The organism is Microbacterium marinilacus (assembly GCF_019753765.1).
GTDB lineage: Bacteria > Actinomycetota > Actinomycetes > Actinomycetales > Microbacteriaceae > Microbacterium > Microbacterium marinilacus.
Map to the genome: position 1 here is coordinate 77741 of NZ_JAIJZW010000010.1, position 15714 is coordinate 93454.

Consider the following 15714-nt stretch of genomic DNA (forward strand, 5'->3'; position numbering starts at 1 on the left):
GGTCCGGTCCGGTCCAGCTCGAACGATTAGGGTAGGCATACCTATGCCCGAGGTCCGTCGCGTCCGCTCCGACGGCCTTCCCCCGACCCAGAGAGGCACTTTCCGCATGCGCACCTCCCCTTCCCGTCGAGGCCTCGGCCTCACCTCCGCCACCCTGGCTGCCGCCCTGCTGCTCGCGGGATGCGCGGCGCAGCCCGCCGACGGCGAGGAGGCCCGCGAGGCGTCGGCGGCGGACGGCACGCGCAGCGTCGAGCACGCGCGGGGGACGGCCGAGGTGCCGGAGGACCCGCAGCGCGTGGTCGTCCTCGAGCCGGTCGAGCTCGACACCGCCGTGGCCCTCGGCGTGACGCCCGTCGGCGCCGCGGTGGCGAGCAACGTCGCCGGCATCCCGGAGTACCTGGGCGTGGAGGGCGTCGAGCCGGTCGGCACCGTGCCCGAGCCCGACCTGGAGGCGATCGCCGCGCTCGAGCCCGACCTCATCCTCGGCACCGAGTCGCGCCACTCCGAGCTCTACGACCAGCTCGAGGCGATCGCCCCGACCGTGTTCATGGCGACCCAGGCCGACCCGTGGCAGGACAACGTGCTGCTCATCGGCGACGCGCTCGGCCAGCGCGACGAGGCGCAGGAGCTGCTCGACGGCTTCAACGAGCGCTGCGCCCAGATCGGGGAGGACCACGACGTCTCGGGCGAGACGGCGAACCTCATCCGGCCCCGCGACGAGACCACGCTGAGCCTGTACGGCCCGGTGTCGTTCGGCGGCGGCGCACTGGAGTGCGTCGGACTGACGATCCCCGACCAGGAGTGGGAGGACGGCCTGCAGGCGGACATCTCGCCCGAGAACATCCTGAATGCGAAGGCCGACTACGTCTTCGTCACGACGGCGGACGTGGACGACGAGTCCACCGTCCCCGCAGCGATCGCGGAGAACAGCGCCGAGTTCCCCTCGGTGACCCTCGTCGACACCAGCTACTGGGTGTCGGGGGTCGGCCCGAAGGGCGGCGAGAAGGTGCTCGACGACATCGAGCAGTTCCTCGAAGCGCAGCGGTGACCACGGCCCGCATCGCGAGCGGGGACGTCGGGCGCCGGGGTGTGGCCGGGGCGGCGGGCGTCGCCTCCTCGGCATCGCCGGCCTCCTCGCCCTGCTCGCGACCGCGGCCGTGCTGTCCCTCACGGTGGGCTCCAACCCGCTGCCGCCGGGCGTCGTCCTGGAGGTGCTGCGCGGCGGGGGCTCGCCGGAGGCGCAGTACGTCGTGAACACCCTGCGCGTGCCCCGCACCGTGACGGGCGTGGTGGTCGGTGCCGCGCTGGGGGCCGCGGGAGCGCTCATCCAGGCGTTCACGCGGAACCCGCTCGCGGACCCCGGGATCCTCGGGGTGAACGCGGGGGCCGCCTTCGCCGTCGCGATCGGGGTCGCCTTCTTCGGGCTTCGGGACATCTCGTCGTTCGTGTGGCTCGCGTTCCTCGGCGCGCTGGCCGTCACGATCGCGGTCTACCTGATCGGCTCGTCCGGGCGGGGCACCGCCGACCCGATCCGGCTGACGCTCGCCGGTGTGGCGCTCGGCGCGGTGTTCGCCGGGATGACCACGGGCATGACCCTCAGCAACCCGGACGCCTTCGACCAGATGCGCTCGTGGAACGCCGGCTCGCTGCTCGGGCGCGGGTTCGAGGTGCTCGGCCCGGTCGTGCCGTTCATCGCCGTCGCCCTCGTCGGCGCGCTGCTGCTGGCGCCCGGCCTCAACGCGCTGGCGCTCGGCGAGGACGTCGCACGGTCGCAGGGCGCGAACGTCGCCGGCATCCGCGTGGGGGTCATCGCGGCCGTGACGGTGCTCGCGGGAACGGCCACGGCGCTCGCCGGGCCGATCTCGTTCATCGGGCTCATGGTCCCGCACGTCGCCCGATGGGTGTTCGGCGTCGACCAGCGCGTGATCCTCTCGGTGTCGGTCATCCTGGCGCCCGTCGTCGTGCTGCTCTCGGACGTGCTGGGCCGGGTGCTGATCGCTCCCGCGGAGGTCCCCGTCGGGATCGTCACCGCGTTCGTCGGGGCGCCCGTGCTGATCGCCCTGGCACGCCGGCGCAGAGCGAGCACCCTGTCATGACCGCCGCGCCCGACACGCGCACCGTGGACGTGGGCTACGAACGGATCGTGCTGCGCCGGGGAGGCCTCGCGCTGCCTCTGAGGACGCGGAGCCTGGTGGTGGCCGCATGCTTCGTCGTCGTGCTCCTCCTGCTCGGCATCGCCTCGCTCGGGCTCGGCACCTACCCGCTGCCGCCGGACGCGGTCGTCTCCGTGCTCCTGGGGGGCGGAGACGCGCTGGACCGCACGGTGGTGCTGGACTGGCGCCTGCCGCGCACGCTCGCGGCGATCGTGCTGGGCGCGTTCCTCGCCTTCGCGGGCGCGCTGTTCCAGACCGTGACGCGCAATCCCCTCGCGAGCCCCGACATCCTGGGGCTCTCGAACGGCGCGTTCACCGGCATGCTCCTCACCGTCGTGTTCCTCTCGGCGAGCTGGCCGCTCATGACCGCCGGCGCGATCGTCGGCGGGCTCGTCACGGCGATCGTGATCTGGGGGCTGGCGCACCGCGGCGGCGTCCAGGGGTTCCGGCTGATCGTGATCGGCATCGGCATCGCCGCGATCCTCGCCTCCGCGAACACCTGGATGCTGCTGGAGGTCGAGCTGGAGACGGCGATGTTCGCCTCCGCATGGGGAACCGGCAGCCTCAACGGCGTCACCGGTGCGCCGCTCGCCGGCGCCGTCGCGTGCGGCCTGCCCCTGCTCGTCGCCCTCGTCGTCCTCACCCCGCGGCTGCGCCAGCTCGACCTCGGCGACGACGTCGCGACCGCGACCGGCGCGCGGCCGGCGCCGATGCGGACCGCGGCGCTCCTCATCGCGGTCGGCCTGGTCTCCATCGCCACGGCCGTGGTCGGCCCGGTGGCGTTCGTCGCCCTCGCGGCGCCGCAGGTCGCCCGCCGCCTGGCGCGCACCCCCTACCTCTCGCTGACGCTGTCGAGCCTCGTCGGCGCGTTCCTCCTGCTGGCGTCCGATCTGGTCGCGCAGCACGTCCTGCCGGTCACGCTGCCGGTCGGGGTCGTCACCGTCTCGGTGGGAGGCATCTACCTCGTCGTCACCCTCATCCAGGAGATCCGCCGCCGTGCCTGACTCGCCCCTCCCCCCGCAGCCCTCCGACGGCGCCCGCCTCCGCGCCGAGCACGTGACGCTCGGCTACGACTCCGCACCGATCGTCGACGACCTGAGCGCGGCGATCCCGGACCGGTCCTTCACCGTCATCATCGGGCCGAACGCGTGCGGCAAGTCGACGCTGCTGCGCGGCCTGTCTCGTCTCCTCACCCCTGAGAGCGGCCAGGTCGTCCTCGACGGCAAGGCGATCACGAGCCTGCCCGCCAAGGACGTCGCCCGCAGGCTCGGGCTGCTGCCGCAGTCGGCGATCGCGCCGGACGGCATCACCGTCGCCGACCTCGTCGCCCGAGGCCGCTATCCGCACCAGGGGCTGCTGCGCCAGTGGTCGGACGCCGACGAGGCGGCCGTGGGCGATGCGCTCGACGCGACCGGCACGCGCTCGCTCGCGCCGCGACGCGTCGACGAGCTGTCCGGCGGCCAGCGCCAGCGCGTGTGGGTCGCCATGGTGCTGGCCCAGCAGACCGACCTGCTGCTGCTCGACGAGCCGACGACGTTCCTCGACATCGCCCACCAGGTCGAGCTCATGGAGCTGTTTGCGCATCTCAACCGACGCGGCCGCACGATCGTCGCGGTGCTCCACGACCTCAACCACGCCGCGCGCTACGCCGATCACATCATCGCCATGCGCGACGGTCGCATCGTCGCGGCGGGCAGCCCGGCCGAGGTCGTCACGAGCGAGCGGGTCGAGCAGATCTACGGGCTGCCGAACGTCGTGATCGAGGATCCCGTCACCGGGGGCCCGCTCGTCGTTCCGCTCGGGATGCCCGTCGATGAGACGGAGGCCGGTCGATGACCGGGGCCGGCGGGCACGCGACCGGCCCACGACCGTGGGAGTACAGCGCCTTCCGCGTCTCCGTGTCGGCCACGCAGCGTCTGAGCCCCGGATTTATCCGGGTGACGCTCGCGGGCGAGGACCTGCGGCACTTCGCGACGTGGGGCCTCGACCAGCGCATCAAGCTGGTGCTGCCGATGCCCGACGGCAGCCGGCCCGACTTCGGCCTGCTGGACGAGCCGACGCCCCACCCGCGCGACTGGTACGCGCGGTGGAAGGCGCTGCCGATCGGCGAGCGGAACGTCCTTCGCACCTACACGCCGGCGGGGATCCGCCCCGACCGGGGCGAGATCGACGTGGACCTCTTCATCCACGAGCCCGCGGGGCCGGCATCGGCCTGGGCGCTCTCGTGTCGCGTCGGCGACGAGCTGGTCGTGACCGGCCCCGACTCCCGCGTCGGACGCACGGGCTACGGCATCCACTACACGCCGCCCGAGCCGCCGAGCGCGGTGCTGCTCGTCGGCGACGAGTCGGCGCTGCCCGCGATCGCGAACATCCTTACGGGCCTCGCCCCGGGCACGCCCGCAGACGTCCTGCTCGAGCTCGCGGACCCCGCCGACGACACGTTGTCCGGGCGGGTCGCACCGGTGCGTCCCCAGATCGTCGCGCGCACGGGGGCGGCCGGCGACGCGCTCGAACGGGCGGTGCACGGGTGGGGCGAGCGCGACGGCGACACGGCGGCGACCGACCCCGGCCTGTACGCCTGGATCGCAGGCGAGGCGGCCGCGACCATCCGCATCCGGCGCCACCTGACCGCGACGCTCGGGATCCCGAAGGAGCGCGTCGCATTCCTGGGGTACTGGAAGCTCGGCGGACCTCTGGTCGAATGACGCCGCTTCCACGATGTGCCCTGGGTGCGTTTCGGAGCCGGGCGCGCCGCGAGCACGCGCCGGGTTCCGCGACGTGCCCTAGGGTCTCCGTGTGAACGGCGAAGGTCTGACCCGGCGAGCGCTGCCCGTCCGGCACGTGCGCATGCATCCGCTGGCCCCCGCGGACATGACCGTCTGGCCGGCGACGCTCGCCCCCGTCCGGCAGGTGCTCGCCGAGGGGCTCGACCTCGGCCCCGTCACGGTGCTGACAGGCGAGAACGGCGTCGGCAAGTCGACCCTCGTCGAGGCGATCGCCGCAGCCTACGGGCTCAACCCGGAGGGCGGCTCCACGGGCGCGATGCACGAGACCCGCAGGTCGGAGTCGCCTCTGGACGAGAACCTCCAGCTGGTCCGCGACGCGGGAGCTCCCCGACGCGGCTTCTTCCTGCGAGCCGAGACGATGCACGGCTTCTACAGCTATCTCGAGGACGTCGGGTTCGCCACGGAGCTGCATCGCCGCAGCCACGGGGAGTCGTTCCTCGAGCTCGTGGAGGAGCGGCTCCGCATCCAGGGGCTCTGGGTGCTGGACGAGCCGGAGTCGGCGCTGTCCCTGTCCGGCTGTCTCGCGCTGCTCGGTCTGCTCCGCAGCCTCGTGGCCGAAGGTTCCCAGGTGATCCTCTCGACGCACTCCCCCGTGCTCGCGGCGTTCCCGGGGGCGGAGGTGTTCGAGCTCGGCGAGTGGGGCATCCGGCGGTCGACGTACGACGACCTCGACCTGGTGCGCACGTGGCGACTCTTCCTGGACGCGCCGGAGCGCTTCCTCCGTCACCTCGACTGACGTCACAGGTCGGTAACGATGCCGCGAGCGACGTCACGATCCGGCGGTCCGCGGACATATCCAGATGGGACGCTTCGCGCGAAGACGAGGAATCATCCTCGCGATGGATGCCCCGGCCGGACCGCTGCCGACAGACTCGGCCTGTCACCCCTTGTCCGTCCGGCCCGTGACGCTGCACAACGATCCGAAGGAACCGCACATGCCTCTTCCCCGCCGTCTCGCCCTCGTCGCCACCACCGCGGCGCTGGGGCTCGCGCTGACGTCCTGCTCCGGCGGTGACGACGGGCTCGACTACGAGGACTCGCCGCTGAACGCGTACCTCTCCGCGGGCACGGACACCGACGTCGACGAGGACGCCTGGATCGAGCAGGCCCAGGCGGACGACCTGAAGCGCGAGGAGGCCATCGCCGTCTGCATGACGGAGCTCGGCTTCGAGTACACGCCCTTCACGGGCAACTACGGCTACAGCTCGAGCTCCGACGGCGAGGAGTGGAAGCCGGACGACCGCGACTGGGTTTCGCAGTACGGCTACGGCGCGATCAACTACCCCGGCAAGGACGAGGACATGGCCGTCGTCCCCGAGGACGAGGTCGAGACCAACCCCAACGACGAGTACGTCTCGAGCCTGTCCGAGTCGGAGTCGACCGCGTACTACGAGGCCCTGAACGGCCCCCAGCCGCCGGAGGAGGCGTACGAGGACGAGAACTACGACTGGGACGCCTGGTACGAGGACAACGGCCAGGGCTGCTGGGGAGACGCGCAGGAGTCGCTGGACGAGGTCGCCGAGGACCCGTGGTCGCAGGAGGAGTTCCAGCCGCTCGTCGAGGCGATGACGGAGTTCTACGACGGCGTCTACTCGTCGCCCGAGGTCGCCGAGCTCGACGCGGAGTGGGCGTCCTGCATGGCCGACGGCGGCCACGCCGGCTTCGCCAAGCGCGAGGAGGCGCAGAACTCGATCTACGACGAGCAGAACGCCTTCTGGGAGGAGCAGAACGCCGAGTACGGCGACGAGATGGGCTCCTGGACCGAGGAGGAGTGGGCCGACTTCGAGAAGGAGACCGAGTCGGCGCGGAAGGCCTTCGAGGACGAGCTCGCCGAGAAGGAGATCGCTCTCGCGCTCGTCGACCTCGACTGCCGGGAGAAGGTCGACTACGACGACGAGCTGCTGCGGATCCAGTTCGAGAAGGAAGAGCAGTTCGTGCAGGACCACAAGGCCGAGCTCGAGGCGTACAAGGCCGCCGCCGAGCAGGCGAGCTGACGCATGCGGCGACGCAAGGGCGGCGCGGAGGAGCCGCGCGACGACGAGACCGCCGCGACGTCGGATGCGGCGGCGACCGACCCCGCGGCGACGGATCCTGGCGAGGCGGCGTCCGCCGGCACCGTCGCCGCCTCGCCGGCGGCCGGCTCCGCCGAGACGCAGATCCTGCCCCTCGGGGACGAACCGCCCGCTGACGACGAGGTCGCCACGACGAGGGGCGCGTCCCGTGCCGGCGGCTGGGGACGGGTGTTCCGGGGAAACCGTGTGCTGTGGACGATCGCCGGCGTGGCCGTGCTGAGCCTCGCGGCCGGCCTGGTGCTGGGGCGGTTCGTCGTCTCTCCCGCCGACGCCGCGGAGGAGGTCCCCGCGCCCGGCCTCGTGACCGTGCCGGTCGAGTACGGCGCCCTGAGCAACGACGTCACCGTGCGCGGCGACGTCGGCTACGTCGACGCGACCGAGCTGACGCTCGACACGTCGTCCTTCGACGGCCCGGCCGTGGTGACCGGACAGGTGCCCGAGGCGGGCGCCGAGCTGAAGCCGCTGTCGATCGCGCTGGAGGTCGCCGGCCGTCCCGTGCTCGTGCTCCCCGGAGAGCTGCCCGCCTACCGCACCCTGCGGATCGGCGTCGCAGGCCCCGACGTCATCCAGCTGAAGGAGGCGCTCGCGGCCGTCGGCATCGAGCCGGGCGACCGCGGATCGAACGTCTTCGACCAGGCGACCGCGGACGCGGTGGGACGGCTGTACACCGACGCCGGCTACCCCGCCCCGCCGGCGCCGGAGGGCGCGAACGAGGCGCTGCGCTCGGCGGAGGACGGCGTGCGCGCCGCCGACAGCGCGGTCGCCGACGCCGAGAAGACGCTCGCCCAGGCCGGCTCCGGGGTGTCGGAGGTCGAGGTCAAGGAGCTCGACAACGCGGTCGCGGCGGCACAGCGCGAGCTCGACGCCGCGAAGGCCGCCAAGCCGCGCGACGGACTGCGCATCGGCGCGGCGGGCGACGCCCTCGCCCTCGCCCAGCTGCAGCGGAAGGCGCTCGACGCGCCGCGGGACACGAGCGCCGAGCAGGCCGCCCTGACCTCGGCCCAGGAGCAGCGCACCGCGGCGCAGGAGCAGCTCGAGTCGGCTCGCATCGAGGTGCAGCCGTACCTCCCGGCGAGCGAGGTGCTGTACCTCGCCGAGCTGCCGCGACGCGTCGACGCGATCAACGTCAAGCGCGGCGACACGCTCGGCGGCGCCGCGATGACGGTGTCCGGCGCGACGGTGAGCGTGAAGGGCAGCATCGCGGAGACCGACGCCGACCTGATCGAGCCCGACGCCGCGGCGGTCTTCGACCTGCCCGACGGCTCGCAGCACCCCGCCAAGGTCACCTCGGTGGAGAAGGGCGAGGACGGCGGCCGCTGGTCGGTCACGCTCGAGCCCGAGCCGCTGACGCCCGAGCAGATCGCCGAGGTGCAGGGGACGAACGTGCGCATCACGATCCCGGTCGGGTCGACCGAGGGCGAGGTGCTGTCGGTGCCGTACGCCGCGCTCACGGCCGGGCCCGGCGGCGAGTCGCGCGTGGAGGTCGTCACGGGCGACCCTCGCGACGGCGAGGACGCGCAGACGCGTCTGGTCACGGTCGAGACCGGGCTGGCGGCGGACGGCTACGTCGAGGTGAAGCCGACGTCGGACGAGCTCGCCGAGGGCGACCTCGTGGTGGTCGGCTCGTGACGGTCGCCGACGCCGATCCGCTCACCTTCGACACCTCGCCCCGTTCCCTGGTCGAGCTGCGCGACGTCACCCGGTCGTTCCCGGGCCCGCCGGAGGTGCAGGCGCTGAAGGGGGTCAACCTGGCGCTCGCGCCCGGCGAGTACCTCTCGATCGTGGGGCCGAGCGGTTCCGGCAAGTCGATCATGCTGAACATCCTGGGCCTGCTCGACCGCCCCACCGTCGGAAGCTATCTGATCGACGGGACGGAGACCGGCCGCCTGAGCGAGGACGAGCGCGCCGCGGTGCGGGCGCGGTTCATCGGCTTCGTGTTCCAGGCCTTCCATCTCATGCCCCGCCGGTCGGTGCTCGACAACGTGCTCATGCCGATGCTGTACAGCGGTGTCCCCCGAGACGAGCGGGAGTCCCGCGCCCGCGAGGCGCTCGAACGGGTCGGACTCGGCCACCGCCTGTCGTTCCTTCCCGCCTCGCTGTCCGGCGGCGAGCGCCAGCGCGTCGCCGTGGCACGAGCCGTCGTGAGCGGCCCCCGGCTGCTGCTGGCGGACGAGCCCACGGGAAACCTCGACCAGGCCACCTCGCGCGAGGTGATGGGGCTCTTCGAGGAGCTCAACGCGGACGGGCTCACGCTCGTGGTCATCACCCATGACCAGGCCATCGCCGAGCGCGCCCCGCGCTGCATCCGGATCTCCGACGGCCGTCTGAGCGAGGTCGCATGAAGCGCCTCCTCCGCCGCCGCGAGAAGCGGACGAGCGCCGAAGACCGCCCGGGCTTCGCGGGCGGCCTGGTCTCGCCGGTGCCGCGCCGCGACCGGTTCACGTTCCAGGACCTCGTGGTCGAGGCGACGACCGACATCGGGGCGCGACCGGGCCGGCTGGTGATGACAGTCCTCGGCACGGTCCTCGGCATCGGGTCGCTGGTCGCCACGTTCGGATTCGCGCAGACCGCCGCCGGGCAGATCGCGAGCCAGTTCAACGCCGCCGCCGCGACCCAGGTGCTCGTCTCGCCCGCCGAGGCCCGCGCCACCAGCGAGCGCTCCGTCACCACGGGGCGGCTGCCGTGGGACGCGCCGGATCGCGTCGCCAGGCTGGTCGGGGTCGAGGGCGCCGCGCTGGTGTCGGACGTGTCCATCGGCGAGGAGACCATCTCGGCGGTGCCGCTGAACGATCCGTCCGCACCGCAGACGGCGCCGCCGCCCGTGGTCGCCGCCTCCGCCGGCATCCTCGAGACGGTGGACGGGAAGATCGCGACCGGCCGGATGTTCGACGAGGGCCATGATCGACGCGGCGACCGGGTCGCGGTGCTCGGAGCACGGGCCGCCGAGCGTCTCGGCGTGCAGCGCGTCGACCGCCAGCCATCGATCTTCATCGCCGGCGTGGCCTACGCCGTGATCGGCATCGTCGACGACCTGCAGTCCCGCGCCGAGCTGCTCGACGCCGTCATCGTGCCCACCGGGGCGGCGCGCGACGACTTCTCCCTGAACGCACCGAGCGAGCTGCAGGTGCGGATCATGGTGGGAGCAGGCCCTCAGGTCGCCTCGCAGGTGCCGACCGCGCTCGCCCCCGACGATCCGGAGTCGATCGAGGTGAAGGCGCCGCGCGCCCGATCCGACCTGAGCCAGAACGTGCAGGCCGACGTCAACGTCGTCTTCCTGATCCTCGGCGCGGTCGCGCTGCTGGCGGGCGGCGTCGGCATCGCGAACGTCACGCTGCTGTCGGTGATGGAGCGGATCGGCGAGATCGGCCTGCGCCGCGCCCTCGGCGCCACGCGCCGGCAGATCTCCGCCCAGTTCGTGGTCGAGTCGGTCGTGATCGGCCTGCTGGGCGGTCTCATCGGGGCGTCCCTGGGGGTGCTCGGTGTCGTCGTCGTCGCGCTCGTCCAGCAGTGGACACCCGTGGTCGATCCGCTGATCAGCGTCGGCGGCGCCCTGCTCGGAGCGCTCGTCGGCCTCGCGTCCGGCTGGTATCCGGCCCGCCGGGCCTCCCGCATCGAGCCCGTCACCGCCCTGCGCGGCGCATGAGCTCCGCGGGCCGATGTAACGAACGCGGCGCGTCCGGACACGTACCCGGTGAGGGGCGACGCAAGACGACGGGAGATCGCTGGTGACGGAGGAGACGACCTCGGCGGTGCGGGGGCAGCGCGTCGTGCGGTTCCGGCAGTGGGCGCTGTCGACGTACATCGGCGAGGACGGGGAGATCGCCTCGTCGCGCATCGAGCCGGAGTGGCGCGAGACGGTGTTCCGCGACGACGGCGGCATCCGCTCGCGCGCGCTGGTCGCGGAGCCGTTCGACGGCGACGGCTCGGAGGGCGCGGCGGAGCCCGGCACCGTGATCTTCGACGAGACCCTCGAACCGGGCGCCTCGGCAATCCGCGACTTCTTCGTCTACCCCGACCCGCCCACTGATCCGGCCGAGGTGGGCGGGTATCTCGCGGGCACGATGGGAGCCGAGTCCGAGCCCACACTCGGGCAGTACTTCGCCGAGACCGGCGGCCTCCTCGCCAACCGCGTCATCAGCGCGGAGCAGGAGGCGGCGCTGCTCGCCTTCCTGAGCGAGCAGCCCGGGTTGCGGGTCGACGGCAGCACGACCGATCGTCTCGGTCGTCAGGGGGTCGTGCTCCGGGCCACCGACTGGCGTCCCGGGCAGTACGAGAACATCCTCATCGTGTCGCCGTCGGACGGCGCGTTCCTCGCCGCCGAGACGATCTACATCGGTCACGACCGCGACGACATCGCCTCGCCGTCGGTCGTGGAGTACACCGCCTGGGAGCGCGCGCGATGACGGTGAGACGGAGAGCCCGGGACGGACACCGTCAGGCATGAGCAGTCACCACGCCCTTCGCACGCTCGTCGTCGTCCTCGCCGCCGCGGCGCTGACCGCCTGCGCACCGTCCGGGTCGGGAGAGGGACAGGGCACGCCGCCCGCGGATTCCTCCGCCACGTCCACGCCCTACGCGTGCGGTGGCGAGCGGATCGATGCCGACGCCTACGCGGCAGGACTGCGCGGACTCCGCGGACGACGACACCCGCGCCGCGATCCTCTTCGTGGTCGACGACCTCGGCGACTCGGCGAGGCCTGCCGATCTCGGCGCGTGGATCGTCGTCGAGTCGACCTCGACGCGCATCTCGCTGCTGCGTCCGTACGACGAGCCGGTCGACGGCCGCGGCATGGGAGTGATGGACGACCACGACTCGCGCGTGTTCGAGCTTCTCGATGCGCTCCCGTCCAGCGGAGAGGCCGGCTGGATGGTCACGCGCAGCGGCCCCTGCGCCCTCTCGCTCGATCCGGCTCCGCTGTCACCCGCGATCGTCCAGCTCGACGGATCCGCCCCGCCCGACGCCGGCTCCCCCTCCCTGTCGCTTCTCGTCACCGAGTGGGCGTGCAACAGCGGGCGGGACGCGGCGGGCAGAGTGCGCCTGATATCGCTCGACGAGACGGACGACACGGTGAGCATCCGCGTCGGCGTCGAGCCCGAGGACGGCGCGCAGACCTGCCCGAGCAACCCGACGACGTCGTTCGTGGTCGATCTCGCGTCGCCGCTGGGCGACCGCGAGATCGTCGACGGATCTCTCGTGACCCCGCGGCCGCTCCCGACGGGCTCTCCCGTCGTCATCGACTGACCCGGGCCACGCCGATCCCGGCGGATCTGCTAACGATCCGGTCTCGGCGGTGACGATTGGCCCCGCTCGGGACATGTATGCGGTGAAGGCCTTTCCGTCCGAGGAGGAGACATCATGCCCGCATCGCTCATCGACCCGGCGTCGCTGCTGCTGCCGCCGACGTTCTCCGTGCCGATCGACGTGCCCGACGCGGGCATGGATCCGTCGCACGGGGCGGCCTGAGGCCGCCCGGCGTCACTCCCCCGCGAGGCCGCCCAGCAGGTGGCCGAAGCCCCTTCCCTGGCCGAGGTAGGTGTCGGGGTCGAACGGGTCGGCCTGGCTCAGCGACGGCTTCGCGGCGATCGCCTCGGCCAGCTCCCGTGCGCCGCGCTCGATGCGGGCGCTGAGCGGCGCGACGTCGTCCTCCTTGCCGCCCCAGTCGCCGGAGGCCGCGAAGACGCCGGTCGACACGGGCTCGGCGTGCAGGTAGGCGAACAGCGGGCGGATCGCGTAGTCGATCGCCAGCGAGTGCCGGGCGGTGCCGGCGTTCGCGCCGATCAGCACCGGCTTTTCGCTCAGCGCATCCCGGTCGAGGACGTCGACGAACGACTTGAAGAGCCCCGAGTAGCCGGCCTGGAAGATCGGCGTGACCGCGATGAGCGCGTCGGCGGTCGCGACCTGCGTCAGCACGGTCTCGAGCGCGGGCGGCGCGAAGCCGGCGAGCAGGTTGTTCATGATGTCGTGCGCGTGGTCGCGCAGCTCGAACGTCTCGGCCGTCGCCTCGATGCCGCGCTCTCCGAGCTCCGCGACCGCGGCGGCGGCGAGGCGGTCGGCGAGCATGCGGGTCGAGGACGGCGTGGACAGCCCCGCGGAGATCACCGCGATGCGGCGGGTGTCGGTCATGTCGTGCTCCTCTCGTCCCGGCGTCAACGGGTCGCCGCGGCGCCGAACGCCGAGCCGGCCCGGGCTGCTGCCCCCGCGCCGGTCGACGCGGGCGCGGCGACCGTGTCCTGGTACGGGCCGCCGACGGTGAGGTTGTTGCCGCCGGCCGCCGTGGGCCGTGCCTCGCGCGGCGCCCTGTCGCCGTAGACGGCCTCGACCCGCGCGGCGTGCGTGGGCGCGTCGGGCACGTCCGCCGGACGGTCCTTCGCGAGCTCCGCGCGCAGGACCGGCACGACCTCGCCGCCGAGCAGGTCGAGCTGCTCGAGCACGGTCTTCAGCGGCAGGCCCGCGTGGTCCATCAGGAACAACTGGCGCTGGTAGTCGCCGTAGTGGTCGCGCATCGCGGCGTAGCGGTCGATGACCTGCTGCGGCGATCCCACCGTGAGCGGCGTCATCTCGGTGAAGTCCTCCAGCGAGGGGCCGTGACCGTACACCGGGGCGTTGTCGAAGTACGGCCGGAACGCGTTCACCGCGTCCTGCGAGCTCTTCGCGACGAACGCCTGGCCGCCGAGGCCGACGATCGCCTGCTCAGGCGTGCCGTGGCCGTAGTGCGCGTAGCGCTGGCGGTAGAGCTGGATGAGCCGCTGGTAGTGCTCCTTGGGCCAGAAGATGTTGTTCGCGAAGAAGCCGTCGCCGTAGTAGGCGGCCTGCTCGGCGATCTCGGGCGTGCGGATCGATCCGTGCCAGACGAACGGCGCGACGCCGCCGAGGGGGCGCGGGGTGGCCGTGAAGCCCTGCAACGGCGAGCGGAACCTGCCCTCCCAGTCGACGACGTCCTGGTCCCAGAGCTGGCGCAGCAGGGCGTAGTTCTCGATCGCGAGGGGCAGCCCCTGGCGGATGTCCTGCCCGAACCAGGGGTAGACGGGGCCGGTGTTGCCGCGCCCCATCACGAGGTCGACGCGGCCGCCCGTCAGGTGCTGCAGCATCGCGTAGTCCTCGGCGATCTTCACCGGGTCGTTCGTGGTGATGAGCGTCGTGGCGGTCGAGAGGATGAGGTCGGTCGTCTGCGCGCCGATGTACGCGAGCGTCGTGGTGGGAGACGACGAGAAGAAGGGCGGATTGTGGTGCTCGCCCAGGGCGAAGACGTCGAGGCCGACCTCCTCCGCGTGCTTCGCGATCGTGACGATGTCCTGGATCCGCTCGGCCTCGCTGGGCGTGCGCCCGGTGGTCGGGTCGGTCGTGATGTCGCTGACCGAGAAGATGCCGAACTGCATCTGCGACGTGGTGGTCTCGCTCATTGCCTCTTCTTCCGATCCGTGCCCGCGAGGGACACGCTGTGGGCGACCGCACATTTGTATGCGATTGAATATACCGCGTGCAACGCACCGTCGCCACATCTATTCCCGCGGCGGCCGGTGCGGGCGAGAACGTCACGGTAGCGTGGTCGGGATGAGCTCCGCACCGGCACCCCCGACGACAGGGACGGCCCCTCGCTCCCGAAGGCGCGTGCCGTACTGGGACAACGCCCGCTTCGCGTGCATCGTCCTGGTTGTCCTCGGCCACGCCATCCAGAGGCTCACCTACGACTCCGACATCGCGTACGCGCTGTATCTGCTGGTCTACGCCTTCCACATGCCGGCCTTCGCGATCATCTCCGGCTACTTCTCGAAGTCCGACCCGCCCTCGCGCCGGCAGATGGCGCGCATCATCACCGACATCCTGGTGCCCTACATCGTCTTCGAGCTGCTGTGGTGGGTGACGAAGAGCGTCGTCGAGGGCGACGTCGAGCCGAACCTCACCCAGCCGTCGTGGACGCTGTGGTTCCTGCTCGCCCTCGGAATCTTCCGCCTGGTGCTGCCGTATCTGGCGCTGCTGCGCTGGCCGCTCGCCTGGACCGTCGTCATCTCGGTCGGAGCGGGCTACCTGCCCAACGTCGACAGCACCTTCTCGCTGTCGCGCACACTCGGCTTCCTGCCGTTCTTCGCGCTCGGATGGTGGCTGCGCGAGCGCGACGTCGTCGATCGCCTGCGCCTGCTGGAGCGGAAGGCCTGGTGGGCGCGCGTCGCGGCGGTGGCCGTGTTCGCGCTCGCCGCCTGGGCCGCCTGGGGCGGGCTGGCGGGCTGGCACGAGATGGACATGCGCAACTGGCTCTTCTACGACCAGGACTACGCGGCGCTCATCGGCGAGGCACCGTGGTGGGCCGGTGGGGTGCGACTGGCGCTCATGGCCGTCGCGGTCGTCCTGTGCGCGGCGTTCTTCGTGCTGGTGCCGCGTGGGCGCTTCGCGTTCACCCCGCTCGGCACGTACACGATGTACGTCTACCTGCTGCACTCGTTCGTGCTCTACCCGCTGCGGGAGTCCGGCGTGCTGCGCGGGCTCGACCCGACGTGGCTGTGGCTGCCCGTGATGTGCGCGCTGTCGGTCGCCATCGCGGTGCTGCTCGCATCCCGCCCGGTGCGCTGGCTCTTCCGACCTCTGATCGAGCCCCGGTCCCGGTGGCTCTTCGCCGACCCCGGCGTGCTGCCGCGGGCCGGCGCCAGCGATCCGACGGGATCCCGACGACCCCCGTCGACGGCCCGACACCGTCCCTGAGATCGGCG

General features: G+C 72.3%; 15 protein-coding genes. 13 read left to right on the forward strand and 2 right to left on the reverse strand.

Annotation, left to right across the window (positions count from 1 at the left end; translation table 11 throughout):
* Window positions 1–106: 106 nt before the first annotated feature.
* From K5S26_RS15145 to K5S26_RS15200, 12 genes are all read left to right on the forward strand, one after another.
* Window positions 107–1048, forward strand: coding sequence for an ABC transporter substrate-binding protein (locus tag K5S26_RS15145; protein ID WP_221859696.1), 942 nt, complete (start codon window positions 107–109; stop codon window positions 1046–1048).
* A 109-nt stretch (window positions 1049–1157) separates the two neighbouring features.
* Entirely contained in the window at window positions 1158–2096 is a 939-nt protein-coding gene (locus K5S26_RS15150; protein ID WP_372454413.1) for a FecCD family ABC transporter permease, read from the forward strand.
* Entirely contained in the window at window positions 2093–3157 is a 1065-nt protein-coding gene (locus K5S26_RS15155) for a FecCD family ABC transporter permease (protein ID WP_221859698.1), read from the forward strand. Before K5S26_RS15150 ends, K5S26_RS15155 begins: the two co-directional genes overlap by 4 nt.
* A complete protein-coding gene (locus K5S26_RS15160) occupies window positions 3150–3989 on the forward strand; it encodes an ABC transporter ATP-binding protein (RefSeq protein WP_221859700.1) in 840 nt (279 codons plus the stop codon). The genes K5S26_RS15155 and K5S26_RS15160 overlap by 8 nt, the downstream gene beginning before the upstream one ends.
* A complete protein-coding gene (locus K5S26_RS15165; RefSeq protein ID WP_221859702.1) occupies window positions 3986–4858 on the forward strand; it encodes a siderophore-interacting protein in 873 nt (290 codons plus the stop codon). Before K5S26_RS15160 ends, K5S26_RS15165 begins: the two co-directional genes overlap by 4 nt.
* A gap of 142 nt (window positions 4859–5000) precedes the next feature.
* Entirely contained in the window at window positions 5001–5675 is a 675-nt protein-coding gene (locus tag K5S26_RS15170; RefSeq protein WP_221859798.1) for an AAA family ATPase, read from the forward strand.
* A gap of 199 nt (window positions 5676–5874) precedes the next feature.
* On the forward strand, window positions 5875–6933 hold the full coding sequence (locus K5S26_RS15175; RefSeq protein ID WP_221859704.1) for a fimbrillin family protein: 1059 nt from the start codon (window positions 5875–5877) through the stop codon (window positions 6931–6933).
* Between the two features lie 3 nt (window positions 6934–6936).
* Entirely contained in the window at window positions 6937–8640 is a 1704-nt protein-coding gene (locus K5S26_RS15180) for an efflux RND transporter periplasmic adaptor subunit (protein ID WP_246604085.1), read from the forward strand.
* Window positions 8637–9353, forward strand: a complete 717-nt coding sequence (locus K5S26_RS15185) for an ABC transporter ATP-binding protein (protein WP_221859706.1) — start codon at window positions 8637–8639, stop codon at window positions 9351–9353. The genes K5S26_RS15180 and K5S26_RS15185 overlap by 4 nt, the downstream gene beginning before the upstream one ends.
* On the forward strand, window positions 9350–10654 hold the full coding sequence (locus K5S26_RS15190) for an ABC transporter permease (protein WP_221859707.1): 1305 nt from the start codon (window positions 9350–9352) through the stop codon (window positions 10652–10654). Before K5S26_RS15185 ends, K5S26_RS15190 begins: the two co-directional genes overlap by 4 nt.
* 82 nt (window positions 10655–10736) lie before the next feature.
* Entirely contained in the window at window positions 10737–11414 is a 678-nt protein-coding gene (locus tag K5S26_RS15195) for a hypothetical protein (protein ID WP_221859709.1), read from the forward strand.
* Window positions 11415–11608: 194 nt separating this feature from the next.
* Window positions 11609–12253 carry a hypothetical protein gene (locus tag K5S26_RS15200; RefSeq protein WP_221859711.1) on the forward strand — a complete coding sequence of 215 codons (645 nt, stop codon included), beginning with the start codon at window positions 11609–11611 and terminating at the stop codon, window positions 12251–12253.
* A 234-nt stretch (window positions 12254–12487) separates the two neighbouring features.
* On the opposite strand, the gene K5S26_RS15205 is transcribed toward K5S26_RS15200, so the two are convergent.
* Window positions 12488–13135 carry an FMN reductase gene (locus tag K5S26_RS15205; RefSeq protein WP_221859713.1) on the reverse strand — a complete coding sequence of 216 codons (648 nt, stop codon included), beginning with the start codon at window positions 13133–13135 and terminating at the stop codon, window positions 12488–12490.
* 23 nt (window positions 13136–13158) lie between these two features.
* Complete coding sequence (locus tag K5S26_RS15210; protein WP_372454414.1) at window positions 13159–14388, reverse strand: LLM class flavin-dependent oxidoreductase; 1230 nt, start codon at window positions 14386–14388, stop codon at window positions 13159–13161.
* Between the two features lie 175 nt (window positions 14389–14563).
* On the opposite strand from K5S26_RS15210, the gene K5S26_RS15215 reads away from it, so the two are divergent.
* Entirely contained in the window at window positions 14564–15706 is a 1143-nt protein-coding gene (locus K5S26_RS15215) for an acyltransferase family protein (RefSeq protein ID WP_221859717.1), read from the forward strand.
* Window positions 15707–15714 lie beyond the last annotated feature (8 nt).

What these genes read in the sequence shown, in the direction of transcription:
- K5S26_RS15145 (WP_221859696.1), top strand. Translation starts at nt 107, where the DNA reads ATGCGCACCTCCCCTTCCCGTCGAGGCCTCGGCCTCACCTCCGCCACC.
- K5S26_RS15155 (WP_221859698.1), top strand. Translation starts at nt 2,093, where the DNA reads ATGACCGCCGCGCCCGACACGCGCACCGTGGACGTGGGCTACGAACGG.
- K5S26_RS15165 (WP_221859702.1), top strand. Translation starts at nt 3,986, where the DNA reads ATGACCGGGGCCGGCGGGCACGCGACCGGCCCACGACCGTGGGAGTAC.
- K5S26_RS15170 (WP_221859798.1), top strand. Translation starts at nt 5,001, where the DNA reads ATGCATCCGCTGGCCCCCGCGGACATGACCGTCTGGCCGGCGACGCTC.
- K5S26_RS15175 (WP_221859704.1), top strand. Translation starts at nt 5,875, where the DNA reads ATGCCTCTTCCCCGCCGTCTCGCCCTCGTCGCCACCACCGCGGCGCTG.
- K5S26_RS15180 (WP_246604085.1), top strand. Translation starts at nt 6,937, where the DNA reads ATGCGGCGACGCAAGGGCGGCGCGGAGGAGCCGCGCGACGACGAGACC.
- K5S26_RS15190 (WP_221859707.1), top strand. Translation starts at nt 9,350, where the DNA reads ATGAAGCGCCTCCTCCGCCGCCGCGAGAAGCGGACGAGCGCCGAAGAC.
- K5S26_RS15200 (WP_221859711.1), top strand. Translation starts at nt 11,609, where the DNA reads ATGCCGACGCCTACGCGGCAGGACTGCGCGGACTCCGCGGACGACGAC.
- K5S26_RS15205 (WP_221859713.1), bottom strand. Translation starts at nt 13,135, where the DNA reads ATGACCGACACCCGCCGCATCGCGGTGATCTCCGCGGGGCTGTCCACG.
- K5S26_RS15210 (WP_372454414.1), bottom strand. Translation starts at nt 14,388, where the DNA reads ATGCAGTTCGGCATCTTCTCGGTCAGCGACATCACGACCGACCCGACC.
- K5S26_RS15215 (WP_221859717.1), top strand. Translation starts at nt 14,564, where the DNA reads ATGAGCTCCGCACCGGCACCCCCGACGACAGGGACGGCCCCTCGCTCC.